Origin of the sequence: Vibrio sp. Isolate30, assembly GCF_022397975.1 — a bacterium.
Taxonomy (GTDB): Bacteria; Pseudomonadota; Gammaproteobacteria; order Enterobacterales; family Vibrionaceae; genus Vibrio; species Vibrio fortis.
In genome coordinates, this window is the sequence record NZ_JAKEUS010000006.1 from 71,303 (window position 1) to 88,963 (window position 17,661).

Consider the following 17,661-nt stretch of genomic DNA (forward strand, 5'->3'; position numbering starts at 1 on the left):
CATGTGTTCAGTATCTTGGCTGCTCGAAGAAAATGGCTATCAGGTCTTTTTTAATCGTGATGAGCAGAAAACACGAGCGTTAGCTATGCCGCCGAAGCAATATCAGGTTAACGGTGTCGATATCATTATGCCGCTTGACCCTGCTGGAGGTGGTAGTTGGATCAGCATTAACGAGTTTGGTCTTTCACTGTGCTTGCTCAATAACTACCAAGGTATTGTGCCAGATGGTCCATTGACTAGCCGTGGGATATTGCTTAAGAACATGTCGTCATGTCGCAATATCAATCAGCTCACAGAGGCATTTCAGCGACTAGATTTGAATGCTTTCGCGCCATTTACCCTGCTCGCTTTCGCCCCCAATTTGACCCAACACAACGGTGTCGTCGTCGCTTACAAGTGGGATGGACTTGAGCACAACATTGTTGAAACCGATTCGCCACTGTTCTCTTCAGGCATCGATTTGGCAAGAGTGCAGGCCTACCGACAAGCAAAATACGACCAGCTTATCTCTGCAGGTAAGAACCAACAAAGTTTATTGAAGTTCCACTCTCACCATCACAGTGAACAACCCCATTTGGGTACTTGTATGCACCGTACCGATGCTCATACAGTCAGCTTTACCCATTTACGTAATCAGCAGGGCCAAGCGTCGATGTTCTACGCATCAGGAGCTCCCTGTGAACCGCTACAACCTGCTCAGATAAACCAGCAACGTTTCACCTTCGACCTTGCCCCAGCAATCAACTTATAGATGGAGTCTATTATGAGAAAACTACTCACGATGATCATGCTACTTGTTAGCCCATACGTGCTTGCCGCCGATGAAATCTATACCGGCTTTTTCAGCAATAAAGCACTCGATGGCTACGATACAGTCGCCTACTTCACTTCTGGCCAGCCCATTGAAGGAAGTAAAAAGTTCAGCACCGAATACAAAGGCGCGGATTGGTACTTCTCTTCTGAAAAGAATCTGACTTTATTTGTTAATAATCCTGAAAAGTATGCGCCTCAGTATGGTGGTTATTGCGCATGGGCCGTTTCTGCCAAAAACGACTTTGCACCTGGCGATCCACAATATTGGACCATAGTTGATGACAAACTTTACCTTAACTACGACCAAGAGATTCAAGAGACGTGGGAGCAAGACCGTGCACAACACATTCAACAAGCCGATAAAGCTTGGCCGAAGCTGATCAAGTAAGGGAATCACGAGGCATATTCCTAGCTTAACAACCTCCTTTAATAAGGTAGCTATATTATGATTGATAGTCCTTTTCGTTTACCACGTTACACGCCTTTTGGCCTAGGAGAGTCTGTTGTCGAGTGGGCAACTGGGCTATCTAAGCTAGACCGACTCTATCAAGATCGACAAGACGAGTTATCTAGCTTTGAATTCATGAATTACACCCTATCGGCGCTCAATATTGACTACTCCATTGCATCGGGAGGCACGGACAACATCCCCAAAGAGGGGCCTGTGGTGATCGTGGCAAACCACCCGCTTGGCGCCATTGAAGGAGTGATCCTTGCTGATCTCGTCGGATCGGTTAGAAAGGATGTGAAGGTACTGGCCAATGAACTGCTCAAGCGACTGCCTGAGTTGGATGATCTTTTCATTGGTGTCGATGTCTTTAATAGCAAAGAATCAAAACGAACCAATGCCAAAGCGATCCGAGACGCTAATCGTCACTTAGCTGACGGCGGATTACTGATTGTATTTCCGGCTGGCGAAGTGTCTAGCTACCGTAAAGGAGCAAAAACACTCACTGATATCGAATGGAGCAAATCAGTCGCGAAATTCGTTAAACGTCATCAAGCCACAACGGTTCCTATCTTTATCAATGGCAAAAACAGTGAGCTTTTCTACCAAGCAGGGCGTGTTCACCCGCTGCTAAGGACGGCTTTACTTGGTCGTGAGCTCCTAAACAAGCAAGCGACGACCATCTCGATTTCAATTGGCGCTTCCATCCCTTATTCAGAGATCAAGTCGTTTGAACAAGAGATGGATATCGTCAACTACCTCAGGCTCAATACCTACCTAATGAGTCAACAAGAGAGTTCTGATAGCCTCATCCAAGCGCCCTCTTTTGATACTCAAGTGATCGCCCCAATTTCATCAGAGGTATTAGCGATTGAGGTTGGTTCACTTCCCAATGAAATGAAGCTCCTTGAGCAAGGCGAGTTTGAGGTCTACTGTACACCAAGCCAATCTATTCCTAATCTGATGCGTGAAATTGGCCGAGTTAGAGAAGAGAGCTTTCGAGAAGTCGGCGAAGGCAGTGGACTCGCCTGTGATTTAGATGAATACGACCTTTACTACCATCAACTGTTCGTGTGGAACAAAGCCAAGGCGGAGCTGGTTGGTGCCTATCGATTGGGTATGGTGGACAAACTGATAGCCGAACACGGACTTGATCAGCTCTACTCCCGTAGTCTGTTTAACTACAATCAAGAGTTCATTGATACCCTTGAAAACAGTATTGAGCTGGGGCGTTCAGTGGTGAGTAAGCCTTATCAAAAGAGTCTTAATTCACTGTTGCTGCTGTGGAAAGGCATCGCGACCTTTGTGTCTCGTCACCCACAATACACTCATCTTTTTGGCCCAGTCAGCATCAGCAACGATTACAGTCATAACGCACGACTGTTGATCGCCACGACCTTATCAATCCACCACTACGATGAAGAGAAAGCTAACCTAGTTTCACCGTCATCTCCTTTGAACAGCAGTAGTCATGTGTTCTGGCAAAATCACTTGCTCTCTTCTTTGGCGAGTGTCCCATTGCTCTCCAAAGTCCTTGCACGCATGGAGCAAGGAAAAGGCCTTCCAGTGTTACTTCGTCAATATCTAGGCATGAACGGCAAACTGGTGTGTTTTAATGTCGACCCATCTTTTAATGACGCCTTAGATGGTTTGATTGTCGTGAACCTTAAAAAAGTACCGCTAAAAACGCTTGGTAAATACATGGGTAGAGAGCAAGCTCAAGATTACTTGGATTCTCATACCTCCTCTCAAGCTCAGTAATTCAACATAAGCTAGCGCTATACCTAAGCCATAGAAAGTGCGATTATCTTTGCATTGAAATGGCTTAGGTAGTGACCATGCACCACGCATTAACAGAACAATTAGAAAGCTTTGGCTTTACCCCATCCCAAATCGAGTCTCTCCTTGAGATAGCTAAACCACTAGAGTTGCCTACTCGACATATCCTCACCAATCAAGGCGAGGTGCCAGACTCGTTTTACTTCATTGTTGAAGGCCTATGCCACGCGTGTTATCTAACGCAAGAAGGTAAACAGTTCAGCAAAGAGTTCTATTGGGAGCATGATTGGGTGATAGGCTTTGAAAGCCTGATTAAGCAACAACCGTCTCCATACCTGTTAGAGACATTGACGCCAATCTCATTGTTTGAGCTACCAATGCAAGCCCTGACAGAGTGGCGCGATACGAACAACCCTCTGTACCTCAAGCTGCTCGAGACTCAATTGATGCACAAAGAGAACAAAGAACGCTTTATGTTGCTCTATACCCCAGAGCAGCGTTACCAACTGTTCTGCGAGCACTACCCTGATTTGTTGCAGCGCTTGAACGACAATCAAATAGCAGCCTACCTTGGTATTACCGCAATCAGCCTGAGCAGAATCAAGAGCAGAATTAACAATGGTTAATGCACGGCATCGTCGGTGCTGCTAGATTGGCGCCAAGTACAGATTTAGGAAGATATTATGATCACTTGGTCTACCCCAACCTTTGCCGAGTTAACCACAACCGAACTTTATGAGTTACTGAAGCTGCGAGTTGACGTGTTTGTTGTCGAGCAAACTTGTCCCTACCCAGAACTGGATGGCAAAGACACTCAGCCTGGTGTGCGCCACCTCTTGGGGTATGAAGGCGGCCAACTGGTCGCTTGCGCTCGTTTGCTGCCTGCGGGTACCACCTATGACAATGTCAGTATTGGTAGAATCGCAACCAAAGCCGAAGCTCGAGGTGCCGGTTTAGGCCATAAGCTTTTAACGGAAGCCATCAAGCATAGCCGTGAGCTGTGGCCAAATAGCACCATTGATATCGGTGCTCAACAACACTTAGAAGCCTTTTACCAAAGTCACGGCTTTGTTACGATCTCAGAGATGTACCTTGAGGACGATATTCCGCATATCGATATGAGATTACAGGGCTAATGTCCAACATTACACTTGGGATTTTGCTGCTGGTGGCAGGTAATTTTTTTGCTTCGCTCTCTGATGTGGCAGTGAAATTGCTCAATGGTGAAGTGCCGCCACTGCAATACATCTTCTTTCGCCAACTATTGTCACTGCTTTTAATTACGCCATTGTGGTTAAAACAAAGCACAGTACAACGCCAACTCAAACAGGCAAAGATCACCTTTGCTCGCGGCCAACTGATATTAATTGGTAGCGGATGTATGGTCGTGGCGATTACTCACTTACCGCTGGCGACAGCCAACGCCGTATTTTACGTTGCGCCATTGTTGATGCTCCCATTATCGGTACTGTTGTTAGACGAACGCCCTGCTCTGGGGAAAGTCATCGCTACTACAATCGGTTTTATCGGTGCGCTAATCGTACTCAGACCATCGCAATTTCATTGGGCGGCGGTATTTGCGCTTGGTACGGCATGTACCCTAGCGCTGTTCAATGTTTTAGTTCGCAAACTCCCGAGTGAGCAATCGGTAGTGACGACACTTTGGTGGACTACTCTGTTCTCGCTACCCATTTCTTTAATACTTTGCGTACTATTTTGGTCACCAGTGTCTTGGGGGCACCTTGGTTATATCGCCTTAAGCGCAACGCTGATCTTGGCTTATAACGGGTTGGCAGTTTCGGCTTATCAGAAAGCACATTCGAGCCAAATTGCCCTAGCAGAATACTCGGGGTTAGTTTTCGTAGCACTCATCGGTATGATTTGGTTTAACGAAATCCCAGATATTCTCACTTTTATCGGTATTCTTTTGATTGTACTGCCTTTAGCGCCAATTCCGCGCATAAAAAAAGGAGCGAGATAAACGCTCCTTTTCGAATCTTTTAAAATACTTACTTGCTGCGCCCAAAACCACCATCAGACAGGCGGAAGAACATCACCGAGCTGCTGCCTTTCTCAAGCTGAAGAATGTCTAACTGTCCATTCTCTGCGAGCTTAAATCGAACTAATTGGCCTTTTCTGATCTGACTCAGAGGTTTATCGTCGCCCTCAATGCGTACCAGCGCATTAAGGTCAGATAAAGGCAGTTGGTTATTACGAAATACCTGCGCTAAGGTATCCCCTTGTTGTACCAAGTACTCTTTCCAATGGCTTGATTTTAGAGACTGCTGTTGCTCACTTTTCTGCTCGCTCAAACCGACAGTATTAATCTCAAGCTCGACGCGGCTAGTTGCCGGCTCGCTTTGAGTCATTTCTGATTTTGGAAAAGGGACGATTAATAGCAACAATACGACAGGCGTCAGCACCATCAAAGCGCGTTGGTGTAATTTAGGCAAGCTCTGCCATAAGCCACTAATCTTATTTTTGGCTTCGCCAAATTCGATGGCATTGAATTTATCTTTGCACAGCTGCAAATAATCTACTTGTTGTTTCTTCTTATGACGACGATTCATACGGCTGCGCCCTAACTATTGATTAACTACAGTATAAAAACCAAAACTTGAACAGTATAGATTTTTCCTTCATTACGGGAGCAATGCAATAAAAATAGTGCCATTGTGATTTGAGTACGTGAAAGCTAGGGCGAATCAGGGTGTAGCCGTTTCTTCGAGCTGTTAATACTGGTATTCTTACCTTTTTCGTACTGACACAAAAAGAGTAACTTTCATGTCTGAAGTAAAATTTGAAACTGTAGAGCAAAAAGCTAGCTACGGTATCGGTCTACAAATGGGCCAACAACTAGCTGGTTCTGGTCTTGAAGGCCTAAACGTTGACGCAATCGCTGCTGGTATCGCAACTGCACTAACTGGTGACATGCCAGCTATCGAAGTTGACGAAATCAACAAAGCTCTTCAAGAGCTTCACACTCGCGCAGAAGCAATCCGTCAAGAAGCAGCTAAAGCAGCAGCAGCTGACGGCGAAGCGTTCCTAACTGACAACGCTCTACGTCCAGAAGTAACTGTTCTTGAGTCTGGCCTACAGTACGAAGTAATCACTGAAGGTACTGGTGAAATCCCAACTGCTGATAAGCAAGTTCGCGTTCACTACCACGGTGAGCTAACAGACGGTACTGTATTTGACAGCTCTGTATCTCGCGGTCAACCAGCTGAGTTCCCAGTAACTGGTGTTATCCAAGGTTGGGTTCAAGCTCTACAAATGATGCCTGTAGGTTCTAAGTGGAAACTATACATCCCACAAGATCTTGCATACGGTGAGCGTGGCGCAGGTGCTGCTATCCCTCCATTTGCAGCTCTAGTATTCGAAGTAGAACTTCTAGCTATCCTTTAATTTTAAAAGCCCTTGGTAAACAACCTACTAAGAGCAAAATAAAGTTAAATTAATACAACGGCGATGTAACAACATCGCCGTTTTTCGTTTATAGTGAAAGTGACGATTACTTTATTACTTAAGGAAGAATAATGAAGAAAGCACTCATCACTGTATTCAGCGCATTGGCTGTTGCCTCTTGCGCAAGCACTTCAGACCAAGCTTCAACAAGCGCTGCCGCAACGACCGACTACTCTCAACTGACTCAGACAGCCCTAATGGCTGCAGTAAACCTATGGTCACAGCAAAATGAATCGACGCCTTTAGCAGATACAGTTGCTGAACAAGCATCTGTAAGTAGCGATCAAGCTCTGGGCGGTATTGGTTCAATGCTGGCGCTAGCGCAAAACTCTCTAGGTAGTGCCGATAACAAAGAACTGTCTTCACTGATTCCAGGCATGTCGACGCTTGAATCGACAGGTTTAACTTCTATCCTAAATTCACAAGGTGCTGTAGAAAGTGCATTCTCTGGTCTAGGCATGGACTCTTCAATGATCACGACTTTTGCACCAATTATCCTACAAGCGCTTCAATCTCAAGGTGCAACGACTGGGTTACTTGATTCGTTATCAGCGATTTGGGGCTAATCCTTCAACCGATATGAGTTTAGATAGTTTGTATTAAGGGCACTTCGGTGCTCTTTTTTGTGGGTGTTAGAAATTGAGATACGAGATACGAGATACGAGATACGAGATACGAGATACGAGATACGAGATACGAGATACGAGATACGAGATACGAGATACGAGATACGAGATACGAGATACGAGATATTTTGAGAAAGGAACGCCGTAAAGCAAGAGAAAGTGCCAAGTATCATGATGCAAGATTGAAAAGTACCAGATACAAAAAAGCCGAGCTAGGCTCGGCTTTTTGTATTAACAATCTAGTATAGATTACTCAGCAGCTTCTTCAGCAGCTGGGCGGTCTACAAGCTCAATGTATGCCATTGGAGCTTTATCACCAGTACGGAAACCACATTTAAGAATGCGAGTGTAACCACCTTGGCGAGCCGCGAAACGCGGGCCTAGTTCATTAAATAGTTTTGCAACAACTTCGTTATCACGAGTGCGTGCGAATGCAAGACGACGGTTAGCAACACTGTCTGTCTTAGCTAGGGTAATCAACGGCTCAATTACGCGACGTAGTTCTTTTGCTTTTGGCACGGTAGTTTTGATAACTTCGTGACGAACAAGAGAGCTAGCCATGTTGCTGAACATCGCTTTGCGATGACTGCTGTTGCGGTTGAGTTGACGACCACTCTTACGATGGCGCATGACCTAATCCTTCTAACTTTTTCGATTAATCTTCAGCGATTGACGCTGGTGGCCAGTTTTCTAGACGCATGCCTAGAGATAGACCACGTGAAGCAAGCACATCTTTAATCTCTGTAAGAGATTTCTTACCAAGGTTTGGCGTTTTAAGTAGCTCAACCTCAGTGCGCTGTACAAGATCACCGATGTAGTGAATCGCTTCTGCTTTCAAACAGTTAGCAGAGCGAACTGTTAGTTCAAGATCGTCTACAGGACGTAGTAGGATAGGATCGAATTCTGGCTTCTCTTCCTTCTCCTCAGGTACACGTACATCACGTAGATCTACGAACGCATCCAGTTGTTCAGCTAGGATAGTAGCTGCACGACGGATTGCTTCCTCAGGTTCTAGAGTACCGTTCGTTTCCATATCGATAACAAGCTTGTCTAAGTCAGTACGTTGTTCTACACGTGCCGCTTCTACAGCGTAAGCGATTTTATCAACCGGGCTGTAAGTAGCGTCAACTAGTAGACGACCGATTGGACGCTCATCTTCTTCAGTATGGATACGAGCTGAAGCTGGAACGTAACCACGACCACGTTCTACTTTGATACGCATAGCGATCTCAGCGTTGTCATCCGTTAGGTGACAAATTACGTGCTCAGGGTTAGCGATCTCTACATCACCATCGTGGGTGATGTCACCTGCAACAACAGGGCCTGAGCCTGATTTGTTCAGTGTAATAAACACTTCATCTTTGCCTTCAGCAACGCGTACAGCCAAACCTTTTAGGTTTAGAAGGATTTCAAGGATATCTTCCTGAACGCCTTCTTTAGTGCTGTATTCGTGTAGCACACCTTCAATTTCAACTTCTGTTACGGCACAACCCGGCATAGAAGATAGAAGAATGCGGCGAAGAGCATTACCTAGAGTGTGGCCGAAACCGCGCTCTAATGGCTCAAGAGTTACTTTTGCGTGTGTCGTATTGATCTGTTCAATGTCAACAAGACGCGGCTTAAGAAATTCTGTTACAGAACCCTGCATTGTGTCCTCTCTTTTTTTAACCTTACTTAGAGTAAAGTTCGACGATCAAGTGTTCGTTGATGTCAGCTGATAGGTCAGAACGCTCAGGCATACGCTTGAATGTACCTTCCATTTTGCCAGCATCTACTTCAATCCAAGTTGGTTTTTCACGTTGTTCAGCAACTTCTAAAGCCGCTTTAATACGAGATTGCTGTTTAGCTTTCTCGCGGATAGAAACAACGTCATTAGCCGCTACTTTGAAAGAAGGAACGTTTACAACTTTACCGTTAACTAGGATAGCTTTGTGGCTAACTAGTTGACGAGATTCAGCGCGAGTTGCACCAAAGCCCATGCGGTAAACTACGTTATCAAGACGACCTTCAAGAAGCTGAAGTAGGTTTTCACCTGTGTTGCCTTTAAGACGTGCAGCTTCTTTGTAGTAGTTACGGAATTGTTTTTCTAGAACGCCGTAGATACGACGAACTTTTTGCTTCTCACGAAGCTGAACGCCATACTCAGATAGACGACCGCGACGAGCGCCGTGTACACCTGGTGCGTTATCAATTTTACACTTGGTATCGATCGCGCGAACACCAGACTTAAGAAATAAGTCAGTGCCTTCACGACGGCTAAGCTTCAGCTTAGGACCCAAATATCTTGCCATGATCTTTCTCCAATTATCCTAGAAACGAATTAAACGCGACGTTTCTTAGGTGGACGACAACCGTTATGAGGGATTGGAGTCGCATCAACAATGTTTGTGATACGGAAACCAGCAGCGTTCAGTGCGCGAACAGTAGATTCACGACCTGGACCTGGACCCTTAACCATAACTTCCAAGTTCTTTAGGCCATATTCTTTAGCCATTTCACCACAACGCTCAGCTGCAACTTGTGCTGCGAACGGAGTAGATTTACGAGAACCACGGAAACCTGAACCACCTGCTGTAGCCCATGCAAGAGCGTTGCCTTGACGGTCAGTGATAGTTACGATTGTGTTGTTGAAAGAAGCATGGATGTGCGCTACGCCATCAGCTACTTGCTTGCGTACGCGCTTACGAGCGCGAGTTGGTTGTTTTGCCATTGTACTCTACCTTATCCGATTATTTCTTGATCGGCTTGCGCGGACCCTTACGGGTGCGAGCGTTGGTTTTAGTACGCTGTCCACGTAGTGGTAGACTGCGACGATGACGAAGACCGCGGTAACAGCCAAGGTCCATAAGACGCTTGATGTTCATCGATACTTCACGACGTAGATCACCTTCTACAGTGTACTTAGCTACACCATCACGCAGTTGATCGATCTGCTCTTCAGTTAGTTCACTGATCTTAGCATCTTCAGCAATACCCACTTCAGCTAGAATAGCTTGAGAGCGAGTTTTACCGATACCGTAGATTGCAGTAAGTGCAATCACAGAATGCTTGTGATCAGGAATGTTAATGCCTGCTATACGGGCCATTATTCACTCCAATGTTTCATAAAAGAATTATCCGCAGCAAAGCCCGTTATGGATACGCTGCGGCATACTACTTCTTTTGCACGCAAAAGGTAGGCCGAGAAATATACTCGACTCTACCTTGTATTTCAAGTAAAAATTTCTGCTAATTAGCCTTGGCGTTGCTTATGCTTTGGCTCACTGCAAATCACGCGAACGACACCGTTACGCTTGATAACTTTACAGTTACGGCAGATTTTTTTAACGGAAGCACGAACTTTCATTGCTAAACTCCGTAAATGGAACTGAACGTCACCGCCGGATTAACGGCCGTAACCTTTCAGATTCGCTTTCTTTAACACAGAATCATACTGTTGGGACATCAGATGAGTCTGTACCTGTGCCATGAAATCCATGATAACAACAACTACGATTAGTAGTGATGTACCGCCGAAGTAGAAACGTACGTTCCACGCGACCATCATGAATTCAGGAATCAGACAGATAAAGGTAATGTATAGAGCGCCCGCTAGGGTCAATCTTGTCATCACTTTATCGATATACTTCGCTGTCTGCTCACCTGGGCGGATACCGGGTACGAATGCACCAGACTTCTTCAAGTTATCAGCTGTTTCACGTGGGTTAAACACCAACGCTGTATAGAAGAAACAGAAGAAGATTATAGCTGCAGCATATAGCATTACATACAGAGGTTGACCTGGGCTAAGAGCCAATGACACGTCAGTTAACCAACCGAACGCGCTGCTCTCACCATTCTGACCAAACCACTGAGCCAATGTTCCTGGGAACAAGATAATGCTCGATGCAAAGATTGCTGGAATAACACCTGCCATGTTGATTTTCAACGGTAGGTGCGAGCTTTGTGCTGCAAATACTTTACGACCTTGTTGACGCTTCGCGTAGTTAACAACGATTCGGCGTTGACCACGTTCCATGAAAACAACGAAGTAAATTACAGCAAAAGACAGTACAGCAATTAACAGCAGAAGAAGCACATGCAATTCACCTTGACGCGCTTGCTCGATTGTTTGACCGATTGCAGAAGGCAATCCAGCAACAATACCTGCAAAAATCAGAATGGAAATACCATTACCGATTCCTCGCTCAGTGATTTGTTCACCTAACCACATTAAGAACATGGTACCAGTTACTAAACTCACGGTAGCAATAAGCGTAAACATGGTTTGGTTGATAACAACCAGATTATCGACCATGTTTGGTAAGCCCGTTGCAATACCAATAGCTTGGAATGTTGCAAGTACAAGCGTGCCGTAGCGTGTATATTGGCTGATCTTACGACGGCCTGCTTCACCCTCTTTCTTGAGTTCCGCTAACGCTGGATGAACTACAGTTAACAATTGGACTACGATCGATGCCGAAATATACGGCATGATACCCAATGCTAATATAGATGCACGCTCAAGAGCACCACCGGAGAACATGTTAAACATTTCAACGATGGTACCTTTTTGCTGTTCGAACAAATCGGCAAGTACAGCAGCGTCAATACCAGGGATCGGCACAAAAGAGCCTGCTCGGAATACTAAAAGTGCACCAATTACGAATAATAAGCGCGACTTTAGTTCACTTAAGCCGCTCTGAGCACTACGAAAATCTTGTCCTGGTTTCTTAGCCATCTGTACCTCGTTCCTCGAGATTATTCCTCGATTTTACCGCCTGCAGCTTCGATTGCAGCTTTAGCGCCTTTAGTCACGCGTAGACCTTTAACAGTCACAGCTTTGCTAAGTTCACCAGAAAGAACGATCTTAACGAATTCGATGTTCTTAGTGATAACGTTAGCAGCTTTTAGGCTGTTCAGATCAACTACGTCACCAGTTACTTTCGCTAGCTCAGCTAGACGAACTTCAGCAGACACTAGGCTCTTACGAGAAGTGAAACCGAATTTTGGTAGACGCTGTTTCAGAGGCATTTGACCGCCTTCGAAACCTGGACGAACTGAACCGCCAGAGCGTGATTTTTGACCTTTGTGACCACGGCCACCTGTTTTACCAAGGCCAGAACCGATACCACGACCTACACGCTTCTTAGAAGGTTTAGAGCCAGCAGCCGGTGATAGAGTATTCAAACGCATTCTGATTACTCCTCAATCTTAACCATGTAGTAAACCTTGTTGATCATACCGCGTACGCACGGAGTATCTTCAAGTTCTACTGTATGGTTGATGCGACGAAGGCCTAGACCTTTAAGACACGCTTTGTGCTTAGGTAGGCGACCAATTGAGCTTTTAGTTTGAGTTACTTTAATAGTTGCCATCGTGTGCTTACTCCGAAATAGATTCAACAGTTAGACCACGTTTAGCAGCAACCATTTCTGGTGACTTAACGTCTACTAGAGCACCAATCGTTGCACGAACGATGTTGATAGGGTTCGTAGAACCGTATGCTTTAGAAAGTACGTTGTGTACACCTGCAACTTCAAGTACAGCACGCATTGCACCACCGGCAATTACACCTGTACCTTCTGCAGCTGGCTGCATGTAAACTTTAGAGCCCGAATGACGACCTTTCACCGGGTGGTGAAGTGTGCCTTCGTTCAGCGCAACAGTAACCATGTTACGACGCGCTTTTTCCATTGCTTTTTGGATCGCTGCAGGTACTTCACGAGCTTTGCCGTAACCGAAACCTACACGACCGTTACCGTCACCAACTACTGTTAGTGCAGTGAAGCTCATGATTCGACCACCTTTAACCGTCTTAGAAACACGGTTAACTGCGATCAGCTTTTCTTGCAAATCATTAGCTTGTTGTTGTTCTTTAGCCATCTTCCAACCCTACCTTAGAATTTCAGACCAGCTTCGCGAGCAGAATCTGCTAGCGCCGCTACTCGACCGTGGTATTGGAAACCAGAACGATCAAATGCAACAGCAGTTACGCCTTTTTCAAGAGCGCGCTCAGCAACAGCTTTACCTACTGCTTTAGCTGCATCGATGTTACCAGTGTTCTTAACTTGCTCACGGATCGCTTTTTCTACAGTAGAAGCAGCTGCGATAACCTCAGAGCCGTTTGCCGCGATAACTTGTGCGTATACGTGACGAGGAGTACGGTGTACTACTAGACGCTCAACGCGAAGTTCTGCAATCTTACGACGTGCACGTGTAGCACGACGGATGCGAGATGCTTTCTTATCCATAGTGATACCTTACTTCTTCTTAGCTTCTTTAGTACGCACATTTTCATCTGCGTAACGTACACCCTTGCCTTTGTATGGCTCAGGTTCACGGTAAGAACGAATGTCAGCCGCAACTTGACCAACTAGTTGCTTGTCACAACCAGTTACAACGATCTCAGTTTGGCTAGGGCACTCAGCTTTAATACCTTCAGGTAGAGCGTGCTCTACTGGGTGAGAAAAACCAAGAGTTAGAGCTACAGAGTTGCCTTTCATAGCAGCACGGTAACCAACACCCTTTAGAGTTAGCTTCTTAGTGAAGCCCTCAGTAACACCCACAACCATGTTGTTAACTAGAGCGCGAGCTGTACCAGCTTGTGCCCATGCGTTAGCAACACCTTCTTTCGGACCGAAAGTTAGGTTGTTTTCTTCCTGTGCGATAACTACGGCGTCGTTAAGAACGCGAGTAAGCTCACCTTTACCACCTTTTACAGTGATTTCTTGGCCGTTTAGTTTCACCTCTACGCCAGCTGGAATAGCGACAGGTGCTTTAGCAACACGAGACATAATCTACTCCTTATTAAGCTACGTAACAGATGATTTCACCGCCAAGACCTGCTTTGCGAGCAGCACGGTCAGTCATAAGACCCTTGGAAGTAGAAACAACTGCAATACCAAGACCACCCATCACTGTTGGTAGCGAGTCTTTATTTTTATAAACTCGTAGACCAGGGCGTGATACGCGCTTGATTTGCTCGATTACAGGTTTAGCTTGGAAGTACTTAAGAGTAACTTCTAGCTCAGGTTTTGCTTCGCCTTCTACAGCGAAGTCAGTGATGTAACCTTCAGCTTTTAGTAGTGCAGCAATTGCAACTTTAAGCTTTGAAGAAGGCATTTTAACAGCAACTTTGTTTGCTGCCTGACCGTTACGAACGCGGGTCAGCATATCCGAAATCGGATCTTGCATGCTCATAAGATTTACTCCAAATGATTAAGTGGCAATTACCAGCTAGCCTTACGAAGTCCAGGAATCTCGCCTTTCATGCAAGCTTCACGAACTTTGATACGGCTTAGACCGAACTTACGTAGGTAACCGTGTGGACGACCAGTTTGGTTACAACGGTTGCGCTGACGTGATGCACTTGAATCACGTGGAAGAGCTTGCAGTTTAAGAACTGCGTTCCAACGATCTTCTTCAGATGCGTTTACATCGCTGATTAGAGCTTTTAGTGCTGAACGCTTTTCAGCGAATTTAGCAACTAGCTTCGCACGCTTAGCTTCACGTGCTTTCATTGATTGTTTAGCCATAACAGTAACCCTTCACCTTACTTACGGAATGGGAAGTTAAAGGCAGCCAGCAGAGCACGGCCTTCCGCATCAGTGCCAGCAGACGTCGTGATAGTAATATCAAGACCGCGCACACGATCGACTTTATCGTAGTCGATTTCCGGGAAGATGATTTGCTCGCGAACGCCCATGCTGTAGTTACCGCGACCGTCAAAAGACTTAGCGCTAACACCACGGAAATCACGTACACGTGGAAGAGCGATAGAGATAAGACGCTCTAGGAACTCCCACATACGTTCGCCACGTAAGGTTACTTTACAACCAATTGGGTAGCCTTCACGAATTTTGAAACCTGCAACAGATTTACGCGCTTTAGTGATAAGAGGCTTTTGACCAGAGATCGTTGCCATATCAGCTGCTGCGTTTTCTAGCAGTTTCTTATCGTTGATTGCTTCACCAACGCCCATGTTTAGGGTGATTTTCTCAATCCTAGGGACTTGCATGACGCTTGTGTAGCCGAACTCTTTGGTAAGCTCAGCGACTACAGACGACTTGTAGTAATCATGCAGTTTCGCCATAGTAGAACTCCAAATTACTTCTAATTAGTTAGAAACAGTTTCGCCGTTAGACTTAAAGAAACGAACTTTCTTACCATCTTCGATACGGAAACCGATGCGGTCTGCTTTACCAGTAGCCGCGTTAAAGATTGCAACGTTAGAAGCATCGATTGCTGCTTCTTGTTCAACGATGCCACCTTGTTGACCTAGAGCCGGTTGAGGCTTTTGGTGCTTCTTAACAAGGTTGATACCTTCAACGATAACTTTACCAGTTGTCAGAACCTTAGTTACTTTACCTTTCTTGCCTTTATCTTTACCAGCAAGAATGATTACTTCGTCATTACGACGGATTTTAGCTGCCATGTTGCCGCTCCTTACAGAACTTCAGGTGCTAGTGACACAATTTTCATGAATTTCGCGTTACGAAGTTCACGAGTCACAGGACCAAAGATACGTGTGCCGACTGGTTGCTCAGTAGTGTCGTTTAACAATACACAAGCATTACTGTCGAAGCGAATGACAGAACCGTCTGGGCGACGAACGCCTTTACGGGTGCGCACTACAACCGCCTTCAGAACATCACCTTTCTTTACTTTACCGCGAGGAATTGCTTCCTTAACTGTAACTTTGATGATGTCACCGATATGTGCATAACGACGGTGAGAGCCACCCAGAACCTTAATACACATTACCTTGCGCGCGCCAGAGTTATCTGCTGCGTCAAGTGTACTTTGCATCTGGATCATTGTTAGTGCTCCGCTAAATATTAAAACTAGACCCTCTCGGGTCGGGCTGCCTCTTTAAAAGGGACGCGAATTGTACCACCCTTTTTTGGAATTGGGTAGACAAAAAACAAGCGGCCCCAAAAAATATTTTGGAGCCGCTTATAAGTTATAGAATTACAAAGATTAAATCTTCGCTTTTTCTAGAACTTTAACCAATGTCCAAGACTTAGTCTTAGACAGAGGACGACACTCAGCGATTTCAACTTTGTCGCCTAGGCCACAAGTGTTGTTCTCGTCGTGTGCGTGTACTTTAGTCGTGCGCTTAACGTATTTACCGTAAATTGGGTGTTTTACAGTACGCTCGATAGCAACAACGATAGACTTGTCCATCTTGTCACTAATTACACGACCTTGCTGGATGCGGTTAGTTTCGCTCATTATGCGCCTGCCTTTTCAGTCAAAACAGTTTTCACACGTGCGATATCACGGCGTACAGCTTTTAGAGTATGAGTTTGCTGAAGCTGACCAGTAGCAGCCTGCATGCGCAGGTTGAACTGTTCGCGTAGCAAATTCAATAGCTCAGCGTTAAGCTCTTCAACGTTCTTTTCGCGTAGATCTTGTGCTTTCATTACATCACCTGCTTAGTTACAAAAGTAGTTTTAACAGGCAGTTTACGTGCCGCTAGGCGGAACGCTTCACGTGCCAACTCTTCTGGTACGCCATTCATTTCGTACATAACCTTACCAGGTTGGATTTGTGCTACCCAGTACTCAACGTTACCTTTACCTTTACCTTGACGAACTTCAAGAGGTTTTTCAGTAATCGGTTTGTCTGGGAAAATACGAATCCAGATTTGACCTTGACGCTTAATGTGACGTGTCATAGCACGACGTGCCGCTTCGATCTGACGAGCAGTGATACGGCCACGGCCAACAGCTTTAAGACCGAATTCGCCGAAGCTTACTTCTGTGCCTTTAGCTAGACCACGGTTACGACCAGTCTGAACCTTGCGGAACTTAGTACGTTTTGGTTGTAGCATCGTTCGACTCCTTACTTACGGCCTTTACGCTGCTTCTTAGGCTTATCGCCTTTAGGCTCTACTGCGTTAGCAGCTGGCATACCGCCTAGAATCTCACCTTTGAAGATCCAAACTTTAATGCCGATCACACCGTATTGAGTGTGAGCCGAAGAAGTTGCGTAATCAATGTCTGCACGTAGAGTGTGTAGAGGCACACGGCCTTCACGGTACCACTCAGAACGTGCGATTTCAGCGCCGCCTAGACGACCGCTTACTTCCACTTTGATACCTTTAGCGCCTAGACGCATAGCGTTTTGTACTGCGCGCTTCATAGCACGACGGAACATAACACGACGCTCTAGTTGAGACGCGATGCTATCAGCTACTAGCTGACCATCCAACTCAGGCTTACGTACTTCAGCGATGTTAATCTGCGCTGGTACACCTGCGATTTTAGCTACAGCTGCGCGTAGCTTCTCAACGTCTTCACCTTTCTTACCGATAACAACGCCAGGACGAGCTGTGTGAATTGTCACACGGATGCTCTTAGCTGGACGCTCGATAACGATACGAGATAGTGATGCTTTTTGTAGTTCCTTAGTAAGGAACTGACGTACCTTGAAGTCGCCGTCTAGGTTGTCAGCGAAATCTTTGGTGTTAGCAAACCATGTAGCATTCCAAGGCTTAACGATGCCAAGACGAATACCATTAGGATGTACTTTCTGACCCATTGC

Annotated in this window: 30 protein-coding genes; 8 read left to right on the forward strand and 22 right to left on the reverse strand. The window is 45.7% G+C overall.

Annotated elements, in window-relative coordinates:
* Window position 1: 1 nt before the first annotated feature.
* The 6 genes from L1D60_RS15110 (at window position 2) to L1D60_RS15135 (ending at window position 5,021) form a co-directional block, all read left to right on the forward strand.
* Window positions 2-751 (forward strand): NRDE family protein, encoded by a 750-nt coding sequence (locus tag L1D60_RS15110; protein ID WP_239841876.1) that lies wholly within the window; start codon window positions 2-4, stop codon window positions 749-751.
* A 12-nt stretch (window positions 752-763) separates the two neighbouring features.
* Window positions 764-1,201 (forward strand): YHS domain-containing (seleno)protein, encoded by a 438-nt coding sequence (locus L1D60_RS15115; protein WP_239841877.1) that lies wholly within the window; start codon window positions 764-766, stop codon window positions 1,199-1,201.
* 57 nt (window positions 1,202-1,258) lie between these two features.
* Window positions 1,259-3,022 carry a lysophospholipid acyltransferase family protein gene (locus L1D60_RS15120; RefSeq protein WP_239841878.1) on the forward strand — a complete coding sequence of 588 codons (1,764 nt, stop codon included), beginning with the start codon at window positions 1,259-1,261 and terminating at the stop codon, window positions 3,020-3,022.
* 77 nt (window positions 3,023-3,099) lie between these two features.
* Window positions 3,100-3,666 (forward strand): Crp/Fnr family transcriptional regulator, encoded by a 567-nt coding sequence (locus L1D60_RS15125; protein ID WP_239841879.1) that lies wholly within the window; start codon window positions 3,100-3,102, stop codon window positions 3,664-3,666.
* Between the two features lie 57 nt (window positions 3,667-3,723).
* Window positions 3,724-4,176: a GNAT family N-acetyltransferase gene (locus L1D60_RS15130; RefSeq protein WP_239841880.1), complete on the forward strand. Its 453-nt coding sequence runs from the start codon at window positions 3,724-3,726 to the stop codon at window positions 4,174-4,176.
* Window positions 4,176-5,021: a DMT family transporter gene (locus tag L1D60_RS15135; protein WP_239841881.1), complete on the forward strand. Its 846-nt coding sequence runs from the start codon at window positions 4,176-4,178 to the stop codon at window positions 5,019-5,021. Before L1D60_RS15130 ends, L1D60_RS15135 begins: the two co-directional genes overlap by 1 nt.
* Window positions 5,022-5,049: 28 nt before the next feature.
* Here the strand turns inward: L1D60_RS15135 and L1D60_RS15140 are convergent, their stop codons facing one another.
* A complete protein-coding gene (locus L1D60_RS15140) occupies window positions 5,050-5,610 on the reverse strand; it encodes a LysM-like peptidoglycan-binding domain-containing protein (protein WP_239841882.1) in 561 nt (186 codons plus the stop codon).
* A gap of 214 nt (window positions 5,611-5,824) precedes the next feature.
* Between L1D60_RS15140 and L1D60_RS15145 the strand changes: the two genes are divergently transcribed.
* Window positions 5,825-6,445, forward strand: a complete 621-nt coding sequence (locus tag L1D60_RS15145) for an FKBP-type peptidyl-prolyl cis-trans isomerase (protein ID WP_032553319.1) — start codon at window positions 5,825-5,827, stop codon at window positions 6,443-6,445.
* Between the two features lie 131 nt (window positions 6,446-6,576).
* Window positions 6,577-7,071, forward strand: a complete 495-nt coding sequence (locus L1D60_RS15150) for a DUF2780 domain-containing protein (RefSeq protein ID WP_239841883.1) — start codon at window positions 6,577-6,579, stop codon at window positions 7,069-7,071.
* 309 nt (window positions 7,072-7,380) lie between these two features.
* Here the strand turns inward: L1D60_RS15150 and rplQ are convergent, their stop codons facing one another.
* The 21 genes from rplQ to rpsC form a co-directional block, all read right to left on the reverse strand.
* Window positions 7,381-7,761 (reverse strand): 50S ribosomal protein L17, encoded by a 381-nt coding sequence (gene rplQ / locus L1D60_RS15155; RefSeq protein WP_004729812.1) that lies wholly within the window; start codon window positions 7,759-7,761, stop codon window positions 7,381-7,383.
* A 25-nt stretch (window positions 7,762-7,786) separates the two neighbouring features.
* On the reverse strand, window positions 7,787-8,779 hold the full coding sequence (gene rpoA / locus L1D60_RS15160; protein ID WP_004729813.1) for a DNA-directed RNA polymerase subunit alpha: 993 nt from the start codon (window positions 8,777-8,779) through the stop codon (window positions 7,787-7,789).
* Between the two features lie 22 nt (window positions 8,780-8,801).
* Entirely contained in the window at window positions 8,802-9,422 is a 621-nt protein-coding gene (gene rpsD, locus L1D60_RS15165) for a 30S ribosomal protein S4 (RefSeq protein WP_032553321.1), read from the reverse strand.
* Between the two features lie 29 nt (window positions 9,423-9,451).
* Window positions 9,452-9,841, reverse strand: coding sequence for a 30S ribosomal protein S11 (rpsK, locus tag L1D60_RS15170; RefSeq protein ID WP_004738778.1), 390 nt, complete (start codon window positions 9,839-9,841; stop codon window positions 9,452-9,454).
* 19 nt (window positions 9,842-9,860) lie between these two features.
* Complete coding sequence (gene rpsM / locus L1D60_RS15175) at window positions 9,861-10,217, reverse strand: 30S ribosomal protein S13 (RefSeq protein ID WP_004738779.1); 357 nt, start codon at window positions 10,215-10,217, stop codon at window positions 9,861-9,863.
* A gap of 146 nt (window positions 10,218-10,363) precedes the next feature.
* Window positions 10,364-10,477, reverse strand: coding sequence for a 50S ribosomal protein L36 (rpmJ, locus tag L1D60_RS15180; protein WP_000868186.1), 114 nt, complete (start codon window positions 10,475-10,477; stop codon window positions 10,364-10,366).
* Between the two features lie 39 nt (window positions 10,478-10,516).
* Window positions 10,517-11,851 (reverse strand): preprotein translocase subunit SecY, encoded by a 1,335-nt coding sequence (secY, locus tag L1D60_RS15185; RefSeq protein WP_032553323.1) that lies wholly within the window; start codon window positions 11,849-11,851, stop codon window positions 10,517-10,519.
* A gap of 20 nt (window positions 11,852-11,871) precedes the next feature.
* Window positions 11,872-12,306 (reverse strand): 50S ribosomal protein L15, encoded by a 435-nt coding sequence (gene rplO / locus L1D60_RS15190; RefSeq protein WP_032553324.1) that lies wholly within the window; start codon window positions 12,304-12,306, stop codon window positions 11,872-11,874.
* 5 nt (window positions 12,307-12,311) lie between these two features.
* Window positions 12,312-12,488 (reverse strand): 50S ribosomal protein L30, encoded by a 177-nt coding sequence (gene rpmD, locus L1D60_RS15195; RefSeq protein WP_004736756.1) that lies wholly within the window; start codon window positions 12,486-12,488, stop codon window positions 12,312-12,314.
* A 7-nt stretch (window positions 12,489-12,495) separates the two neighbouring features.
* A complete protein-coding gene (gene rpsE, locus L1D60_RS15200; RefSeq protein WP_004738783.1) occupies window positions 12,496-12,996 on the reverse strand; it encodes a 30S ribosomal protein S5 in 501 nt (166 codons plus the stop codon).
* A 14-nt stretch (window positions 12,997-13,010) separates the two neighbouring features.
* The gene (gene rplR / locus L1D60_RS15205; RefSeq protein WP_032553325.1) at window positions 13,011-13,364 is read right to left on the reverse strand and encodes a 50S ribosomal protein L18; all 354 of its coding nucleotides are present in this window, start codon (window positions 13,362-13,364) and stop codon (window positions 13,011-13,013) included.
* Between the two features lie 9 nt (window positions 13,365-13,373).
* The gene (rplF, locus tag L1D60_RS15210; RefSeq protein WP_032553326.1) at window positions 13,374-13,907 is read right to left on the reverse strand and encodes a 50S ribosomal protein L6; all 534 of its coding nucleotides are present in this window, start codon (window positions 13,905-13,907) and stop codon (window positions 13,374-13,376) included.
* Between the two features lie 13 nt (window positions 13,908-13,920).
* A complete protein-coding gene (gene rpsH / locus L1D60_RS15215; RefSeq protein ID WP_032553327.1) occupies window positions 13,921-14,313 on the reverse strand; it encodes a 30S ribosomal protein S8 in 393 nt (130 codons plus the stop codon).
* Window positions 14,314-14,342: 29 nt separating this feature from the next.
* A complete protein-coding gene (gene rpsN, locus L1D60_RS15220; protein ID WP_032553328.1) occupies window positions 14,343-14,648 on the reverse strand; it encodes a 30S ribosomal protein S14 in 306 nt (101 codons plus the stop codon).
* A 17-nt stretch (window positions 14,649-14,665) separates the two neighbouring features.
* A complete protein-coding gene (rplE, locus tag L1D60_RS15225; RefSeq protein WP_239841884.1) occupies window positions 14,666-15,205 on the reverse strand; it encodes a 50S ribosomal protein L5 in 540 nt (179 codons plus the stop codon).
* A gap of 24 nt (window positions 15,206-15,229) precedes the next feature.
* Window positions 15,230-15,547: a 50S ribosomal protein L24 gene (rplX, locus tag L1D60_RS15230; RefSeq protein ID WP_032553330.1), complete on the reverse strand. Its 318-nt coding sequence runs from the start codon at window positions 15,545-15,547 to the stop codon at window positions 15,230-15,232.
* An 11-nt stretch (window positions 15,548-15,558) separates the two neighbouring features.
* Window positions 15,559-15,930: a 50S ribosomal protein L14 gene (rplN, locus tag L1D60_RS15235; protein ID WP_004738793.1), complete on the reverse strand. Its 372-nt coding sequence runs from the start codon at window positions 15,928-15,930 to the stop codon at window positions 15,559-15,561.
* Window positions 15,931-16,092: 162 nt separating this feature from the next.
* Entirely contained in the window at window positions 16,093-16,347 is a 255-nt protein-coding gene (gene rpsQ / locus L1D60_RS15240) for a 30S ribosomal protein S17 (RefSeq protein ID WP_239841885.1), read from the reverse strand.
* On the reverse strand, window positions 16,347-16,538 hold the full coding sequence (gene rpmC / locus L1D60_RS15245; protein ID WP_004736737.1) for a 50S ribosomal protein L29: 192 nt from the start codon (window positions 16,536-16,538) through the stop codon (window positions 16,347-16,349). Before rpmC ends, rpsQ begins: the two co-directional genes overlap by 1 nt.
* The gene (rplP, locus tag L1D60_RS15250) at window positions 16,538-16,948 is read right to left on the reverse strand and encodes a 50S ribosomal protein L16 (RefSeq protein ID WP_004398466.1); all 411 of its coding nucleotides are present in this window, start codon (window positions 16,946-16,948) and stop codon (window positions 16,538-16,540) included. Before rplP ends, rpmC begins: the two co-directional genes overlap by 1 nt.
* An 11-nt stretch (window positions 16,949-16,959) precedes the next feature.
* Complete coding sequence (rpsC, locus tag L1D60_RS15255; protein WP_004738797.1) at window positions 16,960-17,658, reverse strand: 30S ribosomal protein S3; 699 nt, start codon at window positions 17,656-17,658, stop codon at window positions 16,960-16,962.
* Window positions 17,659-17,661: the final 3 nt, after the last annotated feature.